The sequence below is a fragment of the Microbacterium sp. BR1 genome (assembly GCF_002812725.1).
GTDB lineage: Bacteria > Actinomycetota > Actinomycetes > Actinomycetales > Microbacteriaceae > Microbacterium.
The window spans coordinates 286,624-310,285 of the sequence record NZ_NMUN01000005.1 but is presented as its reverse complement, the minus strand read 5'-3'; the positions used below and the strand labels follow the sequence as shown (position 1 = coordinate 310,285).

Sequence of the window (23,662 nt, the reverse complement as noted above, 5' to 3'; positions counted from 1 at the left end):
CGCTTCTTCCATCTCGATGACGCTGAATGCGATGCAACGGATATCAGCGCGCTTCGGTGTATGCCAAGATCGAGAGCGGGGAGCCGTCATCGCGCCCGGGTTAGGGTCCGGCTTCGCGAAGCGCAGAGATCTATCGCGGCGGGAGGCCTTGGTGCGCAAACTCGCTTTGGTGGTCGCGATTCCTAATCCAGGCGGTCTGGGCGACGACAGATACGAGTCGCTGGAGGACTTTTGTCATCACGTTGACGGGGTCGCAGATTCCCTTTCGGACCTGGGGTACGAGGTCAATGTTCCCTCTTCGACGTGGAGTTGGGGTGCTGAAACGCTGGCCGCACACGCTCGGGACTTCTTGGGTCAAGGCGACTCCGCCGATGTCCGGCTCATACACATTCTTTCGCACGGAGAAACCAAAGTTGGCGGCTTATTTCCGGTGGGCGCCGATGGTGTAACTCACCGCGACGGAAATGTTGACGAGTGGCTGCGCGGTATCGAGCACGACGGGCCCAAAGCGCCCTCGACCCTGGTTGTCCTCGATATGTGCGGGAGTGGCTTAGCGGCGAGGACTACATGGGGAATTGAAGTTCTCCCCGAGGAGCGACGTAGCTGGGTTTTCGCGGCGTCGGCACCCCACCGAGCGGCCTACGATGCGCGCCTCTCGATCGCTTTCGGAAGTGTACTCCGGGCCATATTCAATGGAGACCTGGACGTTCATTCGGAAGTTGAGTGGATTCCATGGTCACTGGTGCAGAGGACTCTCAAGGCGGAGGTCCGAGAACTCGCGCAGGGAAGTATCGAGCAGCGTTTGCACTCCACGCTGATCGAGACAGACGAAGACGCTCGAGTGAGGTTCTTCGAAAACCCGGCATATAGGCCGCCCGGAGAAGTTGCGCGGGCTTTGCGGGATGCAGAGCCTGGAGTTCGGGAACTCATTGAATCTTCGGGCAGGTTGGACGAGGGGCACTTTGTCGAGCGCGCAAGCGGGAGACGGGTGCCTGTGGCAGCCGGCGCGTTCTCGGGGCGCGAAGCCCAGTTGAACGCAATTGTCGATTGGATGGAGGCTGCGCCGCCAGATGACAGCGTCCGTGTCGTGACTGGGAGCCCGGGGTCCGGGAAGTCGGCCATTCTGGGCATCGTGGTTTGCGCTTCTCGACGCTTCCTCCGCAATCGCACCGAATCCATTTGGAGGCATGCTGGTGCAGCGCCCGGACCGAAACGCTTCGTCGCGGGAATTCATGCCAGAGGCTTGAGTGCCGCAGTGGTTGTCGACTCGATCGCGACACAGTTGGAACTGTGGCCAGACGACACCGATAGGCGGTTTCCTCCCGAGCTATTGCCAGGGGCGATTGCCGAGCTTCCAGAACCGGCTTGGGTGATCATTGATGCAATCGATGAGGCCACCGCGGCGATGGACGTGCTCGACATTATTGACGCGCTGAAGCAATCTCGCCGGAGCGACGGTCGGCCAGCCTGTTTCGTGTTGGTGGGTACGCGGTCAGGCGGTAGCTGGCAGCAGATCGAAAAGTGGATGGAGAGCCTTCCTCCGACTGCGATGCTGCACCTCGACCACGTAGCTCGCGAGCAAATCGAAGCTGATCTCGCTGGCTACGTTGCCCGGATCATGGCGGCTGAGGGAATTGAAGTTCAGGAAGGATTCCCAGGCGATCTGGCGCAGAAACTTACTGAGGAACCGGGCGCGGAGTGGGGCTCATTCCTGGTTGCGTCTTTGTATTGTCAGGTGCTCGTTGATCGCGGATTCAACGGATCATCGAGCGAGATCGAGATGGTGATCTCCAACGTCCCGCGCTCACTTCCGGATGTACTCGAGCTTGACCTGAACACAGCGAAAGACGGTCCGCTGAGGCGCGCAGTTCTCACTTGTCTGACCTGGGCGCACGGCGTCGGCATGCCGCAATCTATTGTGCAGGCGCTCTGCGAGGACGTTTTCTATGACGATCGGGCGACGCCGCAAGCCGTGAGAGATGCTCTGGACGGTGTGCTGTTCTATTTGCGCTCATCACCAGATGTTTCCGGGGAATCGCTCTACCGTCCGTTCCACCAGGGTCTCGTTGACGTCTTGCGGGGGACCACCGTCGGCGCGGACACAATGCCATTAAGGATCCTCGAAGCGCTGCTGGCGCGGCGCGAGAGCGACGATGGCATGCGGCTCTGGGATACAGCGGAGACATACCTCTTGCGCCACGCCCCTCAGATGGCGTTGGAAGCGGGAAGCCCGGACGCGGTTCTCGGTGACGTTGAATATCTGGCCCATGGCGATTTGGGCGAGGCTCTGGCGGCTTTCCACCGAGTCGAGGCAGGCGAACAGGAAGAGGGAATCGAGGGCAGTGAGCGGCTGATGCTGCTGCGCGCGATTCTTGCCGCGTCCGTTCACATGACCAAGAGGATGGTGCCGCCTCTTCGCCGGCAAGTAATGATGGTCGACGCTGCCCGCTACGGCACGTCCATATCCAGTCTCGATACCGTTCGTAGGTTGGGGAACTCGTTGCTCAGGATTGACTGGGCGACTGGGAATGGAGTTAGCCCGGCTCTCGTTGCAGAGTTCACTGGCGCATCTGGAGACGCGGACGCCGTGACTATGGCTCGCCGTGCGGATGGCCGCTACGTGTCGATTTCAGGCGGACGCGACGGGACGCTTCGGTTCTGGTCGCTCGACGCTCATTCCCTGATCGCGCAAGATTCGGATGCGCATGCTGGTCCAATCAATGCGATTGAAGCGGTCCCAATCGCTGGCGTAATGACAGCGGTATCGGCGGGAGAAGATGGCCACCTGCGGTTGTGGGATGTTGACAAGCTTCGGGCGGTAGGAGCTATTGACCTTGGCGAAGGCCCGATCGTGTGTTTCAGCGTCGCCAATGTCGCTGGCGAGCTTGCGGCGATCTGCGGATACGAATCGGGCAGAGTTACGGCCACGTCGCTATCCACGGGCGCGCGTCTCGCGGTTCTTCCGGCCGGGCCGTGGGAGGCTTCGGAAGGCGTCGCGGCCATCGCGGTCGTCGGGGGCACCTTCGAGGGGATCCCTGTCGTTGCGGTAAGCAGAGTCATGGGCAGAGTTGAAGTGTGGGATCTCCTTGCGGGAATCTGCCTTCGAGTACTTATTGACGAGACGGCGGCGGGAAGGATGGTCTCGTGTTCGGCACTTGCTGTCTTGTACGCGGGCGGGAAGATGCGGCTAGTCGCGGGTGGCGTTGATGGCTTTTTACGTCTTTGGGATGTCGCCAACAACAAGATTATTGAGCGCTCGAGTGATTCCCACGACGGCCCCATCTCGTCCGTCCGGATCACGAGCGTAGACGGCGGACACACAATTGTTTCCGGCGGCGACGATGGGACACTTCGGGCCTGGACGGTGGAACTCGGACCGACAGTACAGGGCCTAGTGGGGTTCAGTGCGGCCGTGCTCAGTATGGGCGCTACTGGACAAGTGGGGACGATCGCCACTGGGGGAGCGGACGGAACGCTAAGCATCTGGTACCTAGGCCATCGGGGCGAGGTGGGTATGCGGGTCAGTGTTCATCGTGGCTCAGTGCTCAACGCGCGTCTCTCTATGTATCGGGCGCACGAGAGAGTCTTGACGGTGGGTGCCGACGGCACGATCCACTCATGGACAGCGGATTATGGCGAGGCTCTTGAAGAAGTCAGGGCCCATGGCATGGGATTGAGCGCCTTCGTAGTTGGCAATCTCGATGGCAAGTGGCTTGCCGTCTCGGGAGGAGCCGTTGGGAACATCCGGCTTTGGGACGCGAGCACGCTGGAGCCTATCGGTCCAGAGTTGACCGCGCTGGATGGAGTCATCCGCGTTCTGGAGATTGTGCAAGCGGGGAGTCGCGCGATTTTGCTGGTTGGAGGAGAGCGCCGGGGCATCGAGCTTTGGGATGTGACGGCATGGGTGAGTTTGCGGCGGCCCGTCTCCCCGAATGACTTCGGTGACCACTCCACGGTCCTGACTGTCGTGGATGGATTTCCCGTCAGCGTAGATGGCGCGTGGGATCTGAAGGCTCTACGGGAGGAGCTCCGTCTGGGGAAACTTGATTCGGACTCGATCTTGTCTGCCGCCGCATGCGAAGGCTCGGCTGGGACGATTGCATGTCTTGTCGGCTCGGACGGCGCGCTGACCGCGTGGGACCTCGAACATCGGACGACAAGGTGGCGATTTCAGCCGGAACGTAGTCGGGTGTCGAGCGTCAGCTGTGTCGCGCTCGAGGACCGGGCGGTGGGAGTTGTGGCACTTGAGACCGGAGAAATGCGGGTAATCGACCTCGCCGACGGCCAACAGATCGTTGAGTCTGTCGCGAGTGCCCATGATGGAACATTCGTCGTTAAGGTCGTTGTCCCGTACCTTGACTCGACTCCAGTAGTTGTGACGGGTGGCTCTGACGGAGTGGTGCGCGTTTGGACGTGGGAAGATTCGCTCATCGAGGTTGACTAGCACGCTGTGCCAGATGTGGTCACATCCTTGGACATCGTTTCTGGGCGTAGGTTATTGGCGGTTTGCGGCCCGGACCTTCTTGTTTTCTCGCTTGGGGATGTGCGACGCCATCGCTAGCTCCGCGCGAGCTCGCGATCCAAGATTGCAGCCACCTCGGGCGATTCGAGGTAATAGCTAACTCGATGGCATTCGAACGGATTGATCGAGATCTCCAATTCTTCGTCGACTCCCGCGAAGAAGGTTGACAAGCCTTTGGGTACGGCGACAACGTCGCCGACATCCGTAACGTTGATCCAGCGGGTTACTCCCGGGGGCTTGGTGTTGGCGTTCGCGGCCTCGGGTAGGAAGCTCCCCCTGAATGCGCCCGGGAGGGCCAGCGGCGATCCAATTGTTAGTAGGCAAGGCACCGTCAACCCAGCTGCCGCCCAGAGAGCCTCGTAGGCGACGACAGACCCCAGCGAGTGTGCGATCACTATTCTTGGTTGGTGCGTACGGATCGCCTCCGCCACTATTTCCTTGGCATTCTCACGTGGTTCGGTGTTGCTCAAATCCAGGTATGTCGCGACCTCACGAATGATCGATTGGGTCATCGCCTTCGTGGCTCCCCGGGCCATGCCGCTCAGTATTAGCCAATCGAGCGAGTCTCGCACCCACGCTGTTAGTCGCCCCTGAGCGACGGCGCCCGGCGCCCCAGCTGCCAGGAGCCACTGCGCGGCGAGCGCGGCTTCCTCTCTGTTCAGTTCGACAATTTCATCGCCCATAGCGGATGCCCGATGAAGCGTGGGCGCGAAATAAGCGAGATCCAACTCCGCGTCGATTCCCGAGCGTTCGAGGCTAGCCCTCCACAGATTAGTGAGAATCTCTGGATCGGAATGGTACTTGTATTGAAAGATTCCGTGGATGCCAATTATGTCGGTCACTACAGATTGATATCACGGCAGACAAGGAGCTTGTTCTCCCGCCTTTGTTGACGAGAGATCCAAAGCCGGCGCTCGAGCTCGACCCGGCTGCTGGCTCGGAGCTTACGCGTCCTCCGTGGAGTGGTCGGATTCGGGGGCGCTCGACGGAAGTCCCCTGCAAGCTCGGGGAGATGCCAACACCGTTCTACGACTGACCGACGCGTTTCGCGCAGGTTGCTTCATCTGGGGCGAGCATCCTCGCGTGGGGCGACCGGGTCAGCAGGTTGGCCGCAGTCCGGTCGGTCATGGCAAGGCCGTTACGCCTCGTGACGGCAACGCGTTGAGCGGCGTCGTGGAGGGCGACGGGCAACGGTTTACAAAACGCGGCAAGCCTTTCGCTCTAATCGGCGGCAGCCTGATGGTCACCAGCACTCGCGGGCGGCTCGAGCGCCCCAAGGAGCTCCTCGAGGGCACGGGCCTTGCTTGAGGCGTCTAGATAGTCCTGGTATTGGTTCTTGGCAGAGTCGATCAGCGCGTCGTACTGAATCGGCCTGACTTTCGTTCCTATCGGGAGCCTTGTCCAGCAGGTGCCGGATTGGCTGATTCCAGGTCAGCGTAGTACGCGTCTTCGACCTCGATCGGGGTGCGCATGTCGAGCTCGCCGTGGAGGCGCTGATTGTTCCACCACCACACGTACTCAAGGGTTGCTAGCTCGACCTGCTCGACGGTTCGCCAGGGGCCGCGCTGACGGATCAGCTCGGTCTTGTAGAGACCGTTGACCGCCTCCGCGAGGGCGTTGTCGAACGAGTCGCCGACGGTCCCGGTGGAGGGTTTCGCGCCGAGTTCCTCGATCCGATCGGTGTAGACCACGGCGAGGTAGTTCGATCCGTGATCGGCGTGATGAACCAGGCCGTCGAGGCGTCCGCCGGCGTCCCAGGCGGCCATATCGAGCGCCCGTAGTGGCAGGATGTCGGACTTGAGCGTGGCTGCGACGTTCCAGCCCACGATGCGACGCGAATAGACATCGGTGACGAACGCGACATACGCGAACCCGGACCATGTTGCGACGTATGTCACGTCAGCGACCCAGAGGCGGCGCGGGCCGGGGGCAGTGAACCGGCGTTGCACGAGATCCTTCGGCTTCTCCGCTGCCGGGTCGGACTTCGTCGTGAACATCCGCTTGGACCGCTTCACGCCCTCCACCCCGGCGAGCCGCATGAGCCGTTCGGTCTGATCGCGACCGATCTCCCACCCTTGCCGCCGCATGAGTGCGTGCATCTTCCGGCGTCCGTAGACGCCGTAGTTCTCCGCATGTAGGCGAGCGACCTCCGGCACCAGCAGGTCGTCGCGCAGCTGCCTCGCTGACGCCGCACGGCTGACAGCGGCGCGGTAGCCGCGCGCGGTGAGGAAGCCCTGGACTGCCGGTTTGAGGACCCGGCAGATGAGCTCGACCCCGAAACGATCCCTGTGTTCATCGATGAACCGGACCATCTCGGTCAGGGGCGGTCGAGCTCCTTCGCGAAAAACACGCTCGCAGCCTTGAGGATCTCGTTGGCCTTGCGCAGTTCGGCGTTCTCCTTCTGCAGCCGCTTGATCTCCACCGCCGCGTCCGTCGTCAGCCCGGGCTTGACACCGGCGTCGACCTCGGCCCGGCGCTGCCACAGTCGCAACGTCTCCGGGCTCATCCCCAGCAGCCCAGCCACATGCCTAACCGCGCTCATCATCGTCGGGTGCGACGGCCGCGTCTCCGCGAGCATCCGCAACGCCCGCTCACGCATCTCCGGCGAATACTTCCTGTTCATCGTGTTCCATCCTTGCTTGAAGAACGGAACGAAAGTCAGGCCGATTCATACAACCTAAAGGAGCCACGGGAGGACTGGAACGTCGCTTCGTAGAACTCCTGCTCGGTCTGTGCGGGGCCCTTACCTTGGGTACCCGGTTTCTTACCGAGTACAAAAACGACCTCTATGTTGGGAATTTCGAATTCGCGCTGTGTCTGAGTGAGGACGCTGGCCAGTGCGATCGCATACTTCAGGCCCTGCTCTGCGAGCACCCGCGCATCTACTGTCAACTCATACCGCTTGAGTTCGACAATCACGTGTCGGCCACCGACTGTCGCATACCGAATGTCGATGCGCCCAGTGACCTCTTTCTGCTCATCGTTCATGGCGAAGATGCCAGGCTCGATTTTCCGGAGGTTTTCTTCCATTCGAGGCTGAATCGTTGCCCGTTCCCACGAGGGGTCGAGCAGCCAGAGGTGTTCAAACAAGTGTTGCTGGAGAACCTTCTCTTTCTCGTTTGCGTCAGTCAGGTCCTGAAGTTTGTCGATCGCCTCAACGCGCGACTTCAGGATGTCAACCCAAAGACCAGCTTCGTAAGCGTCCTGTTGGCCGAGGAGGGGGAGTAGATCCTCCGCGGTGACGTTCGAGAGCAGATCAAGCTGCTCAGTGCTCTTGCGTAGTCCAACGCGCTCGAACGCGAGAATCCCGGAGCGGAATAGGTCGCGGCGATCGGACTCTTCAGTTCCCTTTTCGGACAACCCTGCGGAGGACCTCGCTGGTGCTCTGGCCGCCCCGTCGTCCGGCGGGCGTGGCACGCTGGAACCATGAAACGTCCCGCACTTCGCGCGCGGCTGCTCACCGCGCTCGCGGGCGATCCGGATGGCACGCCGCGGTGGGTGCGTGACATCGCCAATGGCGATGACGACGGGTACTTCCCCGATGGGGGCGCGGCCTGGACGGTCCACGCGGGAACCGCGACTTTTGTCGCTGGCATCCGGGCGCTGCTCATTCAGGCCCTTCATCCCGGCGCAATGGCCGGCGTGCACGACTTCTCGCGCTATCGCGAGGATCCGATCGGGCGCCTGACCGGTACCGTGCGCTGGATCATCTGCGTCACGTACGGCTCGACGGCGCAGGCGCAGCAGGAGACGGCGCGTGTCGGACGGATGCACGAGCGAGTCGCGGGGACCTATGTGACGGATGCCGGCGCTCGTGCGTATTCCGCGTCGGACGCCCGCCTCGTGGAATGGGTGCATCTCGCGTTCACCGAGGCGTTCCTGGGCGCGCACGAGCGTTGGGGCGGTCCGATCCCCGGAGGCGCCGACGCGTATGTGCGCGAGTGGGCGACCGCCGGGCGTCTCATGCACGTGGCGAATCCGCCCGAGACCGAGGCCGACCTGCGCGAGAGGATGCGCGGATTCCTCGTCAGCGGAGAGCTCCGCCGCGACGAGCGCGTCGACGAGGTGGTGCGATTCTTGCGTGACGTGCCCTTCACCGGCTCGATGCGAATTGCCTATCGCGTGCTGTTCGCCGCAGCTGTTGCGAGCCTGCCGCGGGAGTTTCGACAGCTGCTCGGTGTGCGCCGCACGGTCCTGCCCGTCGTGACGGCGACGCGCCTCGTGCTCGCGATATCGCAACGCGCTCTCGGCTCGGGTCCTCGCGCACAGGACTTCGCTCGAGAACGGCACCGCCGCCTCGCGCTCGAACGTGCCGGGGTTCATCCCGCAGGGTCGCCCCTGAGCGAAGGTTAGCCGCGGTCAATCGGGCCGAACGAGTCCGGATCGTGTCCGGGCGCGCTCAGGGCGCCGAGCCGGGGCCGCTGGCTGATCCGTGACGGATCCCGGAGTCTTTCCCCGCCTAAGGAGCGACTCGGTTCGGCGGCCAACGGAGTCTTGTTGACGATGCTGTCGTAGGGCAGTGGATCTCTACCGTGAGGCGTCGGAGGTCCGGCTGGGGTCATCGCGGATCGATGGGGGTCAGCATCCTCACATGCGACTCGATCGCTTCGGCAACGCCGAGGCAGCTCTGCTCGCGAAATCCCGCACCGATCACCTGAACTCCGATCGGCAGTCCCTGTGCGAAGCCGCCGCGAACTGCGACGGCAGGAAGGCCGAGCGCGTTGCAGGTGCTGGTGATCGACATCCGGGCGAAGGTCGCGGCGACATCGGCGAGACTATCCCGAGCCGCGAAGGGGAGGCCTCCGTAGACCGGAGCGACGACGACTCGTCCGCCGGCCAAGAACTCGCCCCATGCTCTTTGCAGGCGTTGCCGTGCGACGTACGCCTCCAAGGTCACGGCCGGTGCGGGCGGTTTCGACAGCGCGAAGAGCCGTTCGACGAAGGTCGCCTGCTCGCGGCCCCAGGGCGGCTGCAGCGTCTCCATCGCGGTGCTCATGTCTGATTTCAGGATGTCGAGCCAGACGCCAGCCGCCTCCTCGATGCCGGGTGGCTCCGCTTCTTCGACGACATAGCCGGCATCCGCCAGCGCCGCGCCGATCTTGCGGAGGGCCTGCTGGATCTCCGGGGCCGTCCCCCCGGGCAGGGGATCGGCAACGAGGGCGATGCGCACCGGCTGGTCGTCGGCGGCGGTATGCACCGGCACCGGCACCGACCAGGGGTCGCGCCAGTCCTCGCCTGCCATGACCTCGAGCGCGGTGCGCAGATCGGACACGCGGCGGGCGAGGGGCCCTTCGGCGAGCATCAACTGCAGACTGATCGGCTGTTCCGCCGGCGCCTGCATCGCCGCGCGGGGGATGCGCCCGAGCGTCGGCTTCAGCGCCGCGATCGCGCAGCACGAGGCCGGCCACCGCAGCGAGCCGCTGAGGTCCCCACCGACGCCGAGCGGGCTCATGCCCGTCGCGATGGCGACGGCCTCGCCTCCGCTGGATCCCCCGGGTGTCACCTCGGGGTTCCACGGGTTGCGCGTGGCACCGTGCAAGGTGCTGATGGTGTGCCATCCGATGCCGAAGTCAGGACAGTTCGTGCGCGCGATCGGAATGGCGCCTGCGGCGCGCAGGCGCCCGACGTGCGGTGCATCGGCCGATGGAATGGCATGGGCGAGCGCCGGCACGCCCTGTGTCGTAGCCGAGCCGGCGAGGTCGATGTTCTCTTTGACGGTGAACGGCACGCCGTGCAACGGCCCCATCGGGGCCCCTTCGGCGACCACTCGATCGGCCCTGTCGGCAGCGTCCCTCGCTTGATCGACGAAGACCACGGTCGCGGCGTTGACGTCTCCGTTCACGGCGGAGATGCGGTCGAGATGGGCATCGACGACCTCGCGCGACGAGAACTCGCGCGCTCGGATGCCAGCCGCCAGTTCCGTGGCGCTCAGTCGCCAGAGCTGCCTCATCGGGTCGGTCATCGTTCGTCCTTCGTCGTGGCATACGAAACCTCGTCGAGTGCAGCGCCGGAGGCGATCATGTCGACGAAGGTCCGCACGAAGCGCGCTGCGGCCGCTCCGTCGACGATGTCGTGGTCGAGAGCGACCGTCACGCACATGTGTTCGCGCTCTCGCACCTCGCCGTCGACGAGCACGAGCCGTCGGGCGATACCGCCCAGCGTCACCTCGACGCTCATCGCGCTCGGCGCGAAGCCCCACCCGGGCACGCCGCCGCTTCCGGCCCCGACGTTCGAGATCGCGATGACACCCGACTCGGCGAGGAACCGGGGATTCCGCGCGAGATAGCGCACGGCGGGTCTGAACAGGGCCACCGGCAGATGCCGCAGAACTCGCGGAGCCGGGGCACCGTGAGCCTGCCCAGCGCGCAGCCGGGAAGTGAGCTCGCGAACCGAGGCCCGATCGGCGGTGCGCAGGGTCAGGAATCCGACGGTCGGTTCACCTTGATGCATCCGTTCCAGGTAACAGACCACGTTGACGTCTTCGCACAGCACCAGCTTGCGACCATGACGTGCGGAGTTGAGCGCTGGATGCTGTGCGATCGCCCGTGCCAGACACGCGGCGGCATACGCCGTGAGCGAGACCGATTCGCCGGTGTCGCGCCGACTCTCGCGAATCATCCGCCGCGGCTCGGTCACGTCGGCCTCGGTGAAGGCCAGGATGAGCCGGCGCCGGCTCGCAACGTGCATGAGCGCTGACATCACACGGCGGCCGCGAGACAACGCGACGATGCGATATCTCGCTGCGTGGATGCCGATCGCTTCCGGTTCCCTGCTGTCCGACGCTCTCACGAATGCCCCCGATCTGAGCGACGGCCCAGCCAGCCGTCTCCGAGCAACGATTCAAGTCCGCTCGTCGCGTCTGCCCCAGGGCCGAAGGTCCCGAGCGGTCGACCTCACCGCTTGACCCCGACAACCCCTGGTTGACAGTTCTCCCGCATCGGCGCATAGTAGCTCCCAGATTCCAGCACACGTCCTTGGCGGCGAGAGCATACGGGTCAGCCATCCTGGCGTGATCTCCGTGGCTCGAAAAGGGAATGCATCCGCATTTGCCAACGCCAACAAGGAGACGTGTCATGGCTGCTCATCCGTCCGGTGACGGACCCTTCTCATCAACCCCTCAGACTGGTTCTGCGCGAGAGTCTCTGCGCCCGGCCTGGGTGGCCCTGCTCGGCCTCTCGGCAGTGTTCCTGTTCGAGATGCTCGACAACTCGATCCTCAATGTCGCGCTGCCCACCATCGGCCGGGAGTTGCAGGCCTCCACGACGGGACTGCAGTGGGTCACGGGTGTCTACTCCGTCGTGTTCGGTGGCCTGATGCTGTTCTTCGGTGCGCTCGCCGACCGCGTGGGACGGCGACGCATCATGTTGATCGGACTCCTGCTGCTCGGTCTCGCGAGCCTCGCCACGGCGTTCGTGGCGACAGCCGAGCAGTTGATCGCGGTGCGAGCGGTGATGGGTGTCGCCGCCGCGATGACCACCCCGGGTTCACTCGCTCTCGCGTTCCGCCTGTTCCGCTCCGACGAGGCCCGCGTGCGCGCCACGACCCTCATCTCGACGGTCGGTCTCATCGGACTCGCGATCGGCCCCGCGGTCGGCGGCTTCGTGTTGTCGTTCGCGCCGTGGCAGGTGCTGCTTCTCGTCAATGTCCCCGTTGCGATATTGGCTGGCACCAGCATCCGTGCGGGTATCGCCGCTGACGACCCCACCGACCTGCACCGAGTCCCGCTCGATGTCGTGGGGGCTCTCGCGGGTACGGTCGCGGTGATCCTTCTGCTCGCCGCGCCGACGTTGTTCGTGCAAGAAGGTGTCACCGCGCCACTGCCGTGGGTGCTCCTCGCGGCCTCCCTCGGCGCACTAGCATTCTTCGTGATGCGCGCTCGCAGGGTCCGCCATCCGATTCTCGATCTCGAGCTCGTGGCGCGGCCGCTGGTCTCGAGTGGCCTCCTCTACAAAGCCGCCACGGGCCTCGCGGCTGCGGGCATCGGTTTCTATGTCACGCTGCAGCTGCAGTTGGACTGGGGGTGGTCGCCGTTCTGGGCGGCGATCGGGATGCTGCCGCAGGTGGTCGTGCTGCTCGCCGGTGGCCTGTTCGTCAGTCCCATGGTCCGCCGCCTCGGTCTCGACCACGTCGCGTGGCTCAGCGCCGGTGCTGTCGTGGCGGGTTTGGCGATCTTCGCCGTTCTCGGTCACTACGGGTACCCGTGGGTCGCGCTGGCGCTCGTGCTCGTCGCGTTCGGGATTCGCCTCAACGGTGTCGTCGCGGGCACCAACGTCATGAAGGGGATGCCGAGCAACCGCACCACGATAGGTGCCTCGCTCGTGGACACCGCCACCGAAGTCGCCACCGGAATCGGCGTCGCCGTTGCCGGCACCGTGCTCGCGGCGATCTTCACCGGCAGCGTCGCCGCCGACAGCTGGACGCCCGCGCAGGACGCCGAGTTCGAGACCGCAACCACGATCGGTGGCCTCATCCTCACGCTCCTCGCCGCGGGGCTCGTCGTGTGGGGATACCGACGGTCGCGTGCCGCCGCCACATCCGTTTCGGCGACTCGCCAAGAAGCATGAGCGGGAGTGGCGGGGGAGACGCAGCTACTGCGCCCGCTCCGAGACGAAGGTGCCTTGATGAAAGCGCATCTGTAATCGCCCCTCGTCGACCCTCCAAATCGACGAGTGGCGGCTGTCCCCGCTCGCGCCATGAATGACATAGGTGACAAGGCCGAGCCCGGGTGCGAGCTCGATGAACCTCCACTCGTCAGTGGCGGGCGCGTCACGATCACCTTCGGCAGCGAGAGTGGCGATGATCTCGTCGCGCGTCCAGCGACGCCCCGAGCGACCGATCTCGACGAAGTCCGGGTGCAGCAGTTCTCGCATCCGCATTGAATCGCGACGACATGCTGAACTGAGAAGCTCCATCTCTGCAGCTTGTATGGCAGACAGTTCCATAGCTCTAGATTCTCACTGGCGTCTACCTATTTCGTCGGACTCTCCTCCGCTGACTCCGTCATCATGGCTCGCCGGCGGTCAGATCTGGCGCGAGGCGAGAGCGAGGAACCATCGACGCGCGCGGATGCTCTGTCAAGCGCTTTCTCGAGACGCCGGAGCGCGCGACCGTAGCGCGTTCGGGCGGTGGATTCGTTGATCGCGAGGAGGCGCGCAGCATCGGCGATTGCTTGAAAAGCCGTTCCCAAAATTGGACGAGCGTTTTACGAAGTTTTCACGGGATCGCCTGTCGAGAGACGCAACGGCCTTTCTGACCTCCGATGCGCGCATGCTCGCTTCGGCGGTCGTGTCCGCCGCATTCCCATGCAGCGTCGTGTCGCGCAGTTGATCGCGCAACTCGTCGGCTAGAGCGAGGCGCTTCACGGTATGCCGAAAGTGCTCGCGGAGGACATTGCGTGCGATCCCGAAGCACCACATTCTCGCGTCCGTGTCGCTCGTGGGGACCCGTGAGCCGTTCTGCCACAGCGCGAGGAGGACGTGCCCCAAGAGGTCCGCCGCCTCCTCGGGTTCGGCGACGCGTCTTCTCAGGTAGCGGAGGACGTCGTCAGCGTTGTCGTCGACAACGACCTCGATCCAGTCGCGAAGTTCTTGAGGAAGAGGAGCCCGGCGCATCAACGCAGCCGTCCCGTGCAGTCCGAACTTCCGCCGGCGAACTGGCCTTCCTGCTGCAGCTCGGCAGGGATCTCGGCCCAAATCAAGTCAACTGCGCGAAAGAAGGAGAAGCTGTCGCGGGTCTCCTGGTTGTCGACTTCCCAGTCGTCGTCAGGTCCGGGGACGAAGGGATTGGCAATTGCTTCGTCATAGATGCGCTGGCCGATTCCTGTCCAGTCGTGCTTCTGGACGAACTCGGCGAGCTGCTCGTCGGCAGCGGTTCGGTTGACGGGGTCTCCGAAGTAGATGCCGAAGCGGCAGCGCACATCGACGCCGGTATCGGTGGTGTAGATGATCGGGATCTCTGTATCAGGATCGACCCACGTGTCGTTGATTCCCATACTGAGGGGAACCACGAGGGCAGCTCCGGTGAGCGCCACGACGCTGGCGATCCCGAGGGGAATCATCGTCCGTCGCCGCCGCCACCACGGTTTGCGCCCACGTGCATCCGCCGTGGCCGCTTCCCGGGCCTCAGCGGTCATTCGCCCCACGGGACCATCCAGCATCGCATCGTCGCTCCCCGCGAGGGGATCCGCCGACTGGAGGTCGGACCGCAGCCAATCCTTCATCATGAGCTCCCTCTGTCATCGTCACTCACATAAGGCATGACAGAAAGGCGCCGGATCGTCTCACTTTCTCCCAAGTGCGTCCGGTTGCTACCCAGGCGAGTGAATCTGTCGGCGCTGCACCACGTCCAGCTGACTTCGCGTAGATCGTAGGCGGCAGGAGCGGAGCGCCACGCTCCCCGCTAACGATGAGGGCTACGCAGACGGGCCGTCGTCTGCTCGCGATTCGAGGATCCAGGCGTTCACGTCGAGCTGTGTTCCCCGAAACGGCCAGACCTCGGTGCCGCGGAGTCGGAAGCCGGCACGCTCACAGAGTCGGTTCGACGGGACGTTGCTCGTCGCCGGGAAAGCGGCGAGAGGTCGACCGTCGCCATGGCGGGTCACGTCGTCGATCGTCGACGCCAGTGCCGACGCCGCCACGCCCCGTCCCTGGGCTTGCGGGATCACGAACCAGCCCGTCTCGTACATGGGCGCGTCTCGCCACGTGATGTCCCACCATCCGATCCCGCCGACAGATCCGTCGTCGACGATCACGAACATCCGCGCAGACCCCTGTTGCCACAGGCGCAAGTACCGGTGATGTCGCTCGATGAGCACCTCATCACGCTCGGGACCGCCCAGGTGCTCATTCATCGAGGGTTCGTTTCCTCGTCGGAGCAGATCGAGGTCGCCTTCCGCCCAGCGTCGCAGGAGTACCATCCAGGCACCCTATCCGGATCTCGCGGAGAGGCGCGGGGCGTCGCGAGCGAATCGGACCGCAAAGATCGGGTGTCGACGAGGATCGACAAGCAGGCTGGACGGTGAAGGGGGAGAACCGTGATTGCAGCTCTCAACCAGGTCATCGAGCACATCGAGGAACACCTCGATGACGAGCTCGACATCACCGCCATGGCGACACGCCTCGGCACGACGGAGTACCACCTACGGCGGATGTTCTCGTCGTTGGCCGGCATGCCGCTGTCGGAATACGTCCGCCGACGCCGGATGTCGGTCGCCGCGGCCGAGCTCGTGGGTGACGGCGACCTGCTGGGCATCGCGGTGCGCTACGGCTACGGCTCGACCGAGGCATTCGCTCGGGCGTTCCGGGCCGTGCACGGGGTGAGCCCAGCCGACGTGCGCCGCGACGGTGGCCCCCTTCGCATTCAATCGCAACTCAGGTTCCGCCTGACCGTAGAAGGGAACATCTCCATGGACACTCGTATCGCAGACCGGCCCGCTTTTCGGCTCATCGGCCATTCCGCCCGTGTGCCGCTCATCCACGCGGGCATCAATCCGCGCATCCAGGCGCACATCGCCTCGATCCCGGCCGCCGAGCACGTTCGCCTCAAGGGAATGAGCAACAGCGAGCCGGCGGGCCTGCTCCAGGTGAGCGCCGACGTCGACCCCGACTACACCGAGGGCACCGACCTGACATATCTGCACGGCGTCGCGGTCGACAACGCGACACAGGTACCCGAGGGCCTCGACGCCATCGAGGTTCCGCACGGTACGTGGGCGGTCTTCCGCACCTCGGGCGAGTACCCGGCAGCGCTGCAATCCACGTGGGCAGCGACCGCCACCGACTGGTTCCCCTCGAACCCGTGGCGGTTGCGACCTGGCCCGTCGATCGTGGCGGTCCTCGACCGGGCCGAGGACTTCAGCACGGCTACGTGTGAATTGTGGCTATCTGTCGAGCTCGCGTGACCGTGACCCGGGCACCGGGGATGAGTCATTCCGCAGGGGGAGGGATTCAGATCTCGTGCGCGATCGAGCGCGTCGAGGAGTTCGTGGAAGGCCCTACCAGATCGTGCCTCCGCCGATCGAGATGCCGCCCCACGTCAGCGCGATGAAGATCGCGGCGAACACCACGGGCGCGATGCCCGTGCCGCTGCGGGCCAGTCCCTTCAAGAGAGCGATCACACCGAGAATCGCGGCGACGATGGAGAGGCCACCGCCCAGGATCAGGCCGATGAACAGCGGGATGGGCATGAGCACAAGGCCGGCCAACGCGATCCAGAAGGCAGCCCAAGCAGACGGATTGGAACGGCGTTCGACGGAATATGACATGCGTTCGATTATGAACGACTTGGCCGGCATGCGATCTCCGCCAGGACGCCGATTCTCCGCATCAGATGCGCGACGAGCGCGTCCCGCATGCCGGCCGCAGCGCCGAGCGGGCCTACTGGCTGGGCAAGAGCTTCAGCGCTTAGCGGCTCTCGGACGCAGCGCCGACCTATGGAAGGTGCTGTGTGGAACGCCGATAGGGCAGCGGAACCAGCAGTTCGTTCGTTGCTCCGAGCGCGTCCGCCGCGCGTCTCGGCCAGTACGGGTCCTTGAGCATGGCGCGCCCGATGAACGCGAGGTCGGCGGCCCCGGACCGGAGCGCTCCATCCGCTTCGTCGGCCGCGATGATCTTGCCGACCGCACTCGTGAGAACGTCGGCGGATCGGCGGATCGTGCGGGCGAATTCGACGTGATACATCGGCGCTTCGGGGATCGACTCGCCGGGGACGACGGCGCCGCTCGAGCAGTCGATCAGGTCGACGCCGGCATCCTTCAGCCACGAGGCGATCTGGATGCTGTCATCGATGTCGAGTCCACCCGGTGCCCAATCGACCACCGACAGGCGGACGAAGAGGGGCAGGTCGGCAGGCCAGGCGTCTCTGACCGCTTCGATCACCCGCAACGGGAACCGCGCGCGGTTCTCGAGTGTGCCGCCGTACTCGTCGTCGCGGTGGTTGGCGAGCGGCGAGAGGAACTGGTGGAAGAGGTAGCCGTGACCGAAGTGCAGTTCGAGCACCCGGAATCCCGCGCGCGCGGCGCGTTCCGTCGCCGAACGGAACTGCTCCGTCACAGCATCCATGTCCGTCCGATCCATCGCTCGCGGCGGTGACCAGTCGGGCTTGAACGGAACGGCCGACGGCGCGAGGCGCTCGCCCCACTGGCCCGGAGAGAGGGGCAGGTTGCCCTCCCAGGGCAGTGTGCGCCCGCCCTTGCGCCCGGCATGCGCGAGCTGGATGCCGGGTACCGAGCCGAGGCTCGAGATCAAGCCCGCCAGTCGGGCATGCGCATCTTCCTGAGCCCGATTCCACAACCCGAGGTCGCCCAGGGTGATCCGCGCGTCCGGCGACACCCCGGTGGCCTCGACGAAGACGAGCCCCGCCCCACCGACCGCGCGGGAGCCGAGATGCACGTCGTGCCAGGGAGTGGGGACTCCGTCCGTGCCCGCCGAGTACATGCACATGGGCGAGACGACGACGCGATTGGCGAGGTCGACCGATCGGATGCTGAGCCCGTCGAAGAGCCCGGCGGAATCGGCCGTGCCGACGTAAGGCATCGCGGTGCAGGAGACGCCCGAATGCCGTCGCTGCGCTCGCCTCCGCGTTCCAGCTCAACGGGCGAAGGTAGGACGGATCCCCGGGGCCCCACGATCCTCCGGCGTATGACGCCAGCGTCCCCTTCGTGTCGGTGCCCTGAGGTGCCTCGGCCGTCCAGTCGACGACGACCACACGTTCGACGATGCCCCAGGTGCCGTCGCGCTTCTCCCAACGATCGATGTAGCGACCTCCACTGATGTCGACAGAGGGCTCGTCGCGCTTCCAGAGCACGAAGAGGACGTACACCTCCGAATGGGCACGATCCCCATCCAACTCGATCGTCGGGTTGGCGAGGAAGTGCTGATGACTGCGGGTATGGGTACTGTGCAGGTCGTTGCCCCACGTGCTGAGTTCCTGAGGGCCGCGCATACCGTCGCCGTGGTGGTCGACCCCGTCGGCGTGGAAGGCGCTTTCGATGAGCGCCTCATCGTGCCGGTCGATTCCGCGCGTGTAACGCGTCAGCGCCTTCACGATCGCGTTCTCGTCCAGCAGCGCCTGCAGTTGGGATTCGAGTGTCTGGCTCATCGGCCTCACCTGTTCTGTCGATGCATCGTCGCGTTGACGAACGAACTCCCGCCTCGTTGCGGGCGAACGGATTATCAGCCTGCCTGATTATCGGTGCCGGGGTCAACCCTTCACGAGGAAACAGGATCGGGTGCAATTCAGCTCTTGACAATCATCAGTCTTTCTGATGATCTGTCCTCAGCCAGACTGATGAATTCGCGCCACGCCCATCGTCCGTCTCGCACCGCCTGCTCATCGACGAACAGGCGGCTTTCATGGCGTCATTGGAGACACTTATGAGCACTCAAAACTTCGTCCGCCGTTCGCGTCCGTTGATCGCCCTCGCAGCGGGGGCATCACTCTTGATGGTGGCCGGATGCGCCAGCTCCGGCGGAGCCGAACCCAGTGGATCGACCACGCCCGCGGGCGGGAACGAGACGATGGATCAGAGCATCCATGATCTGCTGCCCGAAGACGTGCGGTCGAGTGGGGTCGTCACGATCGGAGTGACTCCCGAGGATTCGCCCTTCCTGTCGAAAGTCGACGGAGAGTACGTCGGGATCATCCCCGAACTCATGGACGAGGTGAGTGCGGTGATGGGCGTCGAGTTCAAACTCGAGGAGCTCCCGTTCCCGGGCCTGATCCCGGCGATCCAGGCGGGCAAGATCGACTACGCATGGACATCGATGTTCGACACCGTCGAGCGCGAAGAGGTGCTGGACTTCTCCAGCTACGCGGCCGCGAACTTCGGGTTGCTTGTGCAGAAGGGCAACCCGAAAGACATCAACTTCCTCGAAGACCTCTGCGGAACCGTCGCGTCGACGACGAAGGGCACCGTGATGGCCACCGCGCTCGAGGAGCAGAAGGCGAAGTGTGCCGCCGAGGGCAAGCCGGACATGCAGATCAGCCTGTACGACAGCCAGAGCGCGGCGCACGTTCAGTTGAAGGCGGGTCAGGTCGACTCGTTCCTCGGCACCGCGACGCCCTTGACCTATCTGGCGGAGAACGCCGAGGGCGGTGCGGTCTTCGAGATGGCGGAAGGGTCGTACCCGGCCGGATATCTCGCCGTCGGGTCCAGCAAGACCGAGAAGGGATTCGCCGAGGCGATGACCGCGGCGCTGCTCGCGATCGAGAAGGACGGCGCCTACGCCGCGGTCTTCGACAAGTACAGCGCTGCGAACGATGTTCTGCCGACGGACCTCATCGTGGTGAACGGTCGTACCTCGGGAGTCCTGAAGTAATGAGCTCCGCACCCACACGACGTCGAGCGCACGCATCCCCCGGGGACGCATCGTCGGTCGACGCGTTCGTTCCCATCCACTCCGTACCCGTCCGGCACTGGGGTCAGATGGCCACGGCCGCGATCATCGTCGTGCTGGGTGCGGCTTTCGTCTACTCGCTCGCCGAGAATCCGAATATCGCCTGGGATGTCGTCTTCGAGAATCTGACAGCGACCGATGTTCTGGAGGGACTCGTCGTCACCTTCCAGCTGACACTGGTCGGCATGGCGATCGGTCTCGTCCTCGGTGTTCTGCTGGCGATCGCCCGCCTGTCCAACAACCGCGTGCTGCAGAGCATCAGCGCGACGTACGTCTGGTTCTTCCGGGGCGTTCCTCTGCTGGTTCAGATCCTGATCTGGGGCAACTTCGCGCTGCTGTTTCCCCGGCTCGGTCTCGGCATCCCGTTCACCGACATCATGTTCTTCTCCGTCGACACGAACGTGGTGCTGACGACGTTCGTCGCCGCCTGCGTCGCCCTCGGACTGCACGAGGCCGCGTACATGGCGGAGGTCGTGCGCGGTGGCATCCTCGGGGTGGACACCGGGCAGGCCGAAGCGGGAGTCGCCCTCGGGATGACCAGCGCACAGTGCATGCGACGGATCGTCCTGCCACAAACGATGAGGATCATCCTTCCGCCGACGGGCAACCAGTTGATCACCCTGCTCAAGTCGAGCTCGCTGGTGTCGGTCATCGCGGGTCAAGACCTGATGACCGCCGTCACCAGCATCGGCGCCACGAACTACCGGGTCATCGAGCTGCTGTTGGTCGCGACGTTCTGGTACCTCGTCATCGTGTCGATCCTCAGCGTGGGTCAGCGGATGCTCGAGAAGCGAGCCTCGAGGGGGCACCACCGATGAATGCAGATGTCCAAGCCCAGGATCGTCGCGAGTTCATGGTGTCGGCGGAGGGCGTGCACAAGCAGTACGGCAGCAATCACGTGCTGCGCGGCATCGATCTGCGGGTCGCACCGGGAGACGTCACGTGCGTGATCGGACCTTCCGGTTCGGGCAAGTCCACGCTGCTTCGGTGCATCAACCGCCTGGAGGTCCCCGACGCCGGACGGATCTACGTCAACGGCGAATTGATCGGCTACCAGGAACGCGATGGACGTCTCTACGACCTGGGTCCGCGCGCCCTCGCAAAGCAGCGCCGGCACATCGGGATGGTGTTCCAACGGTTCAACCTGTTCCAGAACATGACGGCGATCCAGAACATCATGGAGGCGCCGATTCACGTCGCCGGTGCGTCCAAGAGCGATGCGCGCGATCGAGCCCGGGCGGCGCTCGACCGGGTCGGCATGCTCGACCACCAGGATCACTACCCCCTACAGCTCTCCGGGGGCCAACAGCAGCGCGTCGCAATAGCTCGAGCGCTGGCGATGGACCCCGCGTTGATGCTCTTCGACGAGCCGACGTCCGCACTCGATCCCGAGCTGGTCGGGGAGGTGCTCGATGTGATGCGTGGCCTCGCCGACAGCGGAATGACGATGATCGTCGTCACCCACGAGATCGGATTCGCCCGTGAGGTCGGCGATCAGCTCGTCTTCATGGCCGACGGTCGCGTGCTGGAGAAGGGCGACGCCCGAGAGGTGCTCGCTCACCCCGACAACCCCCGCACACAGCAGTTCCTTCGCGCGGTGCTGCCGTGATCCCGCGCAAACCCGCGAACGCCGTCGGACGACGACAGGCTCTTCTGGAACGAGACTCCACAGTTCCAGAGGGGCTCGACGCTCACGCCGGCCAAGCACGGGCGCGGACCGATGACGTTGGTAGCTTTGACGGCGTGGATCACGTCGCAGCGGAGGCGCCCCAACAAGCCGGGTTCATCTACATCATCAAGCAACTCGAGCTCGGGTTGAGGCCGCGGCTCTTCGACGCGTGCGCCTCGTCCGGCCTCACGGGTGCGCAGTACACCGCGCTCACGGTGCTGAACAGACGAGCCGGAATCACGGGTGCGGAATTGGCGCGGAGGTCCTTCGTACGGGCTCAGACGATGTCGACTACTCTCCAACCACTCCTCGACGCGGGCCTCGTTCGACGCGAGCACGATGACGCCGACCACCGGCGCATCCGTCTCTACATCACGGAGAAGGGCTCCGAGGCGATTGCCGAGCTAGACCCTCGCGTGATGGATATCGAAGAGCTGCTCGTCTCGCAGCTGTCGAAGCGGGAGCGGCGACAGTTCGCCGAGTACCTGCGCAAGTGCCGGAGCGCGTTGGACGCGGCGGGTCACCGGAACGAGGAGTAGGCGTAGAGCGTGATCGAGGCTCTGCGCTTCGCGTTGGCGCGCCATACCGTTCTTTTTCGATCGTCTTGTCGATGTCGTCGGTGCGTGGTTGGGTGACGAGATGGAGATAACGACATCCGCGGATGGAACGGAGATCGCTTTCGAGCAGGTCGGCGATGGCCAGCCCGTCGTCATCGTCGGTGGCGCTTTGTCGACCGCGGCCGACGGCGCCGCCCTCGCGGCAGCGCTCGCCGACCGTGGTTATCGGGCGATCACGATGGACCGGCGGGCGCGTGGATCGAGTGGCGACAAGCCTGGATCGACCCCCGACGACGAGGCGGACGACCTCGCCGCCGTCATCCAGGCGGTGGGCGGCGACGCGGTCGTCGTCGGCCACTCGTCAGGAGCCGTGCTCGCGCTCTACGCGGCCTCGCGTGGCGTGCCGGTTCGCGCGTTGTTCCTCTCCGAGCCGCCGTTCCGATTCGGCGATGACCGGCGCAGCCCGCTGCTCGCGGACCGACTGCAACGACTTGTCGACTCGGGGCGGAGCGAGGACGCGGTCCTCACATTCCAGCTCGAGGGCGTGGGGCTCCCGCGCGACATGGTCGAGTCGATCCGGCAGAGCGACATGTTCCCCCGGCTCGTGCGGCTCGCGCAGTCGACCGTCTATGACGCGCGGCTGACCGCGCAGGTCTGGACACCGTCATCCGAGATGCTGTCGGTGTCGCGGCCGGTCACGATCCTGCGCGGGGAGCAGACGTTCCCGTTGCTCGTGACGGCCGCCGATCGACTGGCCGAGCGGATGGATGCGGCCGAACTCGTGATCGTGCCCGAGTCGGTCATGCACAGGGTCGATCCCGTCGCGACGGCCCGGATCGTAGGGGAGCGGGTGGTGCGGGGTTGAGTGCACCCCGAGACTTCTCCGGATTCCGTCACCGGGCCGGGGTTCGCGTCGGTGTCATGCTCGCGATCTTCGTCGTCGTCACCGTCCTCACGGGGGTCGCGGGGTCGTGGGTGTTCGCACCGGCGGTCGGATGGATCGTGGCTGCCGGCTGGCTCGTCGTGTGGGTGTGGGTGGCCATCATCCGGCTCGGCCCGGAAGAGACATCCCGTCACGCCACGCGAGAGGATCCCACCGAGGCCGTGGCGCAGACGCTCCTGATCGCGTCCAGCCTGGCAAGTGTCGGCGCCATCGCCCTGCTGCTCGTCGAGTCTCAGAGCCTGCAGGGCGGCGCGCGTTTCGGACTTGCCGCTGCCGCGCTCGCGACCGTCGCGGCATCCTGGTTCGTCGTCCACGTCCTCTTCACCCTGCGCTACGCCGGGATCTACTACCGGTCCGGGGGGACGGGGATCGACTTCAATCAGGCCGAGCCGCCGGAATACCGCGACTTCGCGTATCTCGCCTTCACCCTGGGCATGACCTACCAGGTCTCGGACACGAACATCACGAGCTCGCTCATCCGTCGAGAGGTCTTGCGGCACGCCCTGCTGTCGTTCCTCTTAGGCGTGATCGTGCTCGCCGCGGCCATCAACCTGATCGCCGCCCTCGCACGCTAGT

General features: G+C 64.7%; 21 protein-coding genes and 1 pseudogene. 10 read left to right on the top strand and 12 right to left on the bottom strand.

What is annotated here, in order from left to right; all coding sequences use genetic code 11:
* Positions 1 to 169 precede the first annotated feature (169 nt).
* Positions 170 to 4,444 (top strand): NACHT and WD repeat domain-containing protein, encoded by a 4,275-nt coding sequence (locus CGU35_RS11210; RefSeq protein ID WP_157813947.1) that lies wholly within the window; start codon positions 170 to 172, stop codon positions 4,442 to 4,444.
* 113 nt (positions 4,445 to 4,557) lie between these two features.
* Here the strand turns inward: CGU35_RS11210 and CGU35_RS11205 are convergent, their stop codons facing one another.
* The 3 genes from CGU35_RS11205 to CGU35_RS11195 all read right to left on the bottom strand — a co-directional run bounded on the left by CGU35_RS11205 (position 4,558) and on the right by CGU35_RS11195 (position 7,939).
* The gene (locus tag CGU35_RS11205; protein WP_100811636.1) at positions 4,558 to 5,364 is read right to left on the bottom strand and encodes a hypothetical protein; all 807 of its coding nucleotides are present in this window, start codon (positions 5,362 to 5,364) and stop codon (positions 4,558 to 4,560) included.
* A 543-nt stretch (positions 5,365 to 5,907) separates the two neighbouring features.
* Positions 5,908 to 7,145 (bottom strand): IS3 family transposase gene (locus tag CGU35_RS11200; protein WP_100809984.1). Its coding sequence is split into 2 segments (ribosomal slippage): positions 5,908 to 6,860 and positions 6,860 to 7,145, totalling 1,239 coding nucleotides; the frame shifts between segments, so codons are not numbered across the junction.
* A 35-nt stretch (positions 7,146 to 7,180) separates the two neighbouring features.
* Entirely contained in the window at positions 7,181 to 7,939 is a 759-nt protein-coding gene (locus CGU35_RS11195) for a hypothetical protein (RefSeq protein ID WP_157813946.1), read from the bottom strand.
* Positions 7,940 to 7,948: 9 nt separating this feature from the next.
* On the opposite strand from CGU35_RS11195, the gene CGU35_RS11190 reads away from it, so the two are divergent.
* Positions 7,949 to 8,875 carry an oxygenase MpaB family protein gene (locus tag CGU35_RS11190; protein ID WP_100811634.1) on the top strand — a complete coding sequence of 309 codons (927 nt, stop codon included), beginning with the start codon at positions 7,949 to 7,951 and terminating at the stop codon, positions 8,873 to 8,875.
* Positions 8,876 to 9,080: 205 nt separating this feature from the next.
* Here CGU35_RS11190 and CGU35_RS11185 read toward each other — a convergent pair whose 3' ends face one another.
* Positions 9,081 to 10,484 carry an amidase gene (locus tag CGU35_RS11185; protein WP_100811633.1) on the bottom strand — a complete coding sequence of 468 codons (1,404 nt, stop codon included), beginning with the start codon at positions 10,482 to 10,484 and terminating at the stop codon, positions 9,081 to 9,083.
* Entirely contained in the window at positions 10,481 to 11,209 is a 729-nt protein-coding gene (locus tag CGU35_RS11180) for a 2-oxo acid dehydrogenase subunit E2 (protein WP_157813945.1), read from the bottom strand. The genes CGU35_RS11185 and CGU35_RS11180 overlap by 4 nt, the downstream gene beginning before the upstream one ends.
* A gap of 386 nt (positions 11,210 to 11,595) precedes the next feature.
* Here CGU35_RS11180 and CGU35_RS11175 point away from each other — a divergent pair, with 386 nt between their 5' ends.
* Positions 11,596 to 13,086, top strand: a complete 1,491-nt coding sequence (locus tag CGU35_RS11175) for an MFS transporter (protein WP_100811631.1) — start codon at positions 11,596 to 11,598, stop codon at positions 13,084 to 13,086.
* Positions 13,087 to 13,110: 24 nt separating this feature from the next.
* Here the strand turns inward: CGU35_RS11175 and CGU35_RS11170 are convergent, their stop codons facing one another.
* From CGU35_RS11170 to CGU35_RS11155, 4 genes are all read right to left on the bottom strand, one after another.
* The gene (locus tag CGU35_RS11170) at positions 13,111 to 13,464 is read right to left on the bottom strand and encodes a nuclear transport factor 2 family protein (RefSeq protein ID WP_100811630.1); all 354 of its coding nucleotides are present in this window, start codon (positions 13,462 to 13,464) and stop codon (positions 13,111 to 13,113) included.
* A gap of 132 nt (positions 13,465 to 13,596) precedes the next feature.
* Positions 13,597 to 14,133 (bottom strand): sigma factor, encoded by a 537-nt coding sequence (locus CGU35_RS18815; RefSeq protein WP_100811629.1) that lies wholly within the window; start codon positions 14,131 to 14,133, stop codon positions 13,597 to 13,599.
* Positions 14,133 to 14,654: a hypothetical protein gene (locus CGU35_RS11160; RefSeq protein WP_157813944.1), complete on the bottom strand. Its 522-nt coding sequence runs from the start codon at positions 14,652 to 14,654 to the stop codon at positions 14,133 to 14,135. The genes CGU35_RS18815 and CGU35_RS11160 overlap by 1 nt, the downstream gene beginning before the upstream one ends.
* 279 nt (positions 14,655 to 14,933) lie before the next feature.
* Positions 14,934 to 15,437, bottom strand: a complete 504-nt coding sequence (locus CGU35_RS11155; protein ID WP_100811627.1) for a GNAT family N-acetyltransferase — start codon at positions 15,435 to 15,437, stop codon at positions 14,934 to 14,936.
* A 117-nt stretch (positions 15,438 to 15,554) separates the two neighbouring features.
* Between CGU35_RS11155 and CGU35_RS11150 the strand changes: the two genes are divergently transcribed.
* Positions 15,555 to 16,421: an AraC family transcriptional regulator gene (locus CGU35_RS11150; RefSeq protein ID WP_100811626.1), complete on the top strand. Its 867-nt coding sequence runs from the start codon at positions 15,555 to 15,557 to the stop codon at positions 16,419 to 16,421.
* Positions 16,422 to 16,514: 93 nt separating this feature from the next.
* Here CGU35_RS11150 and CGU35_RS11145 read toward each other — a convergent pair whose 3' ends face one another.
* The 3 genes and pseudogenes from CGU35_RS11145 to CGU35_RS18810 all read right to left on the bottom strand — a co-directional run.
* Complete coding sequence (locus CGU35_RS11145; protein WP_100811693.1) at positions 16,515 to 16,784, bottom strand: hypothetical protein; 270 nt, start codon at positions 16,782 to 16,784, stop codon at positions 16,515 to 16,517.
* Between the two features lie 166 nt (positions 16,785 to 16,950).
* A complete protein-coding gene (locus CGU35_RS11140; protein WP_100811625.1) occupies positions 16,951 to 18,054 on the bottom strand; it encodes an NADH:flavin oxidoreductase/NADH oxidase in 1,104 nt (367 codons plus the stop codon).
* A gap of 232 nt (positions 18,055 to 18,286) precedes the next feature.
* A pseudogene (locus tag CGU35_RS18810) lies at positions 18,287 to 18,619 on the bottom strand (nuclear transport factor 2 family protein); the annotation flags it as partial.
* Between the two features lie 275 nt (positions 18,620 to 18,894).
* On the opposite strand from CGU35_RS18810, the gene CGU35_RS11130 reads away from it, so the two are divergent.
* From CGU35_RS11130 to CGU35_RS11105, 6 genes are all read left to right on the top strand, one after another.
* Positions 18,895 to 19,839 (top strand): transporter substrate-binding domain-containing protein, encoded by a 945-nt coding sequence (locus CGU35_RS11130; RefSeq protein ID WP_157813943.1) that lies wholly within the window; start codon positions 18,895 to 18,897, stop codon positions 19,837 to 19,839.
* A complete protein-coding gene (locus CGU35_RS11125; RefSeq protein ID WP_100811623.1) occupies positions 19,839 to 20,735 on the top strand; it encodes an amino acid ABC transporter permease in 897 nt (298 codons plus the stop codon). The genes CGU35_RS11130 and CGU35_RS11125 overlap by 1 nt, the downstream gene beginning before the upstream one ends.
* Positions 20,732 to 21,526, top strand: coding sequence for an amino acid ABC transporter ATP-binding protein (locus CGU35_RS11120; RefSeq protein ID WP_269800327.1), 795 nt, complete (start codon positions 20,732 to 20,734; stop codon positions 21,524 to 21,526). Before CGU35_RS11125 ends, CGU35_RS11120 begins: the two co-directional genes overlap by 4 nt.
* A 134-nt stretch (positions 21,527 to 21,660) precedes the next feature.
* Positions 21,661 to 22,125, top strand: coding sequence for a MarR family winged helix-turn-helix transcriptional regulator (locus CGU35_RS11115; RefSeq protein ID WP_157813942.1), 465 nt, complete (start codon positions 21,661 to 21,663; stop codon positions 22,123 to 22,125).
* Between the two features lie 100 nt (positions 22,126 to 22,225).
* On the top strand, positions 22,226 to 23,008 hold the full coding sequence (locus CGU35_RS11110) for an alpha/beta fold hydrolase (protein WP_100811621.1): 783 nt from the start codon (positions 22,226 to 22,228) through the stop codon (positions 23,006 to 23,008).
* A complete protein-coding gene (locus CGU35_RS11105) occupies positions 23,005 to 23,661 on the top strand; it encodes a DUF1345 domain-containing protein (protein ID WP_232711268.1) in 657 nt (218 codons plus the stop codon). The genes CGU35_RS11110 and CGU35_RS11105 overlap by 4 nt, the downstream gene beginning before the upstream one ends.
* Position 23,662: the final 1 nt, after the last annotated feature.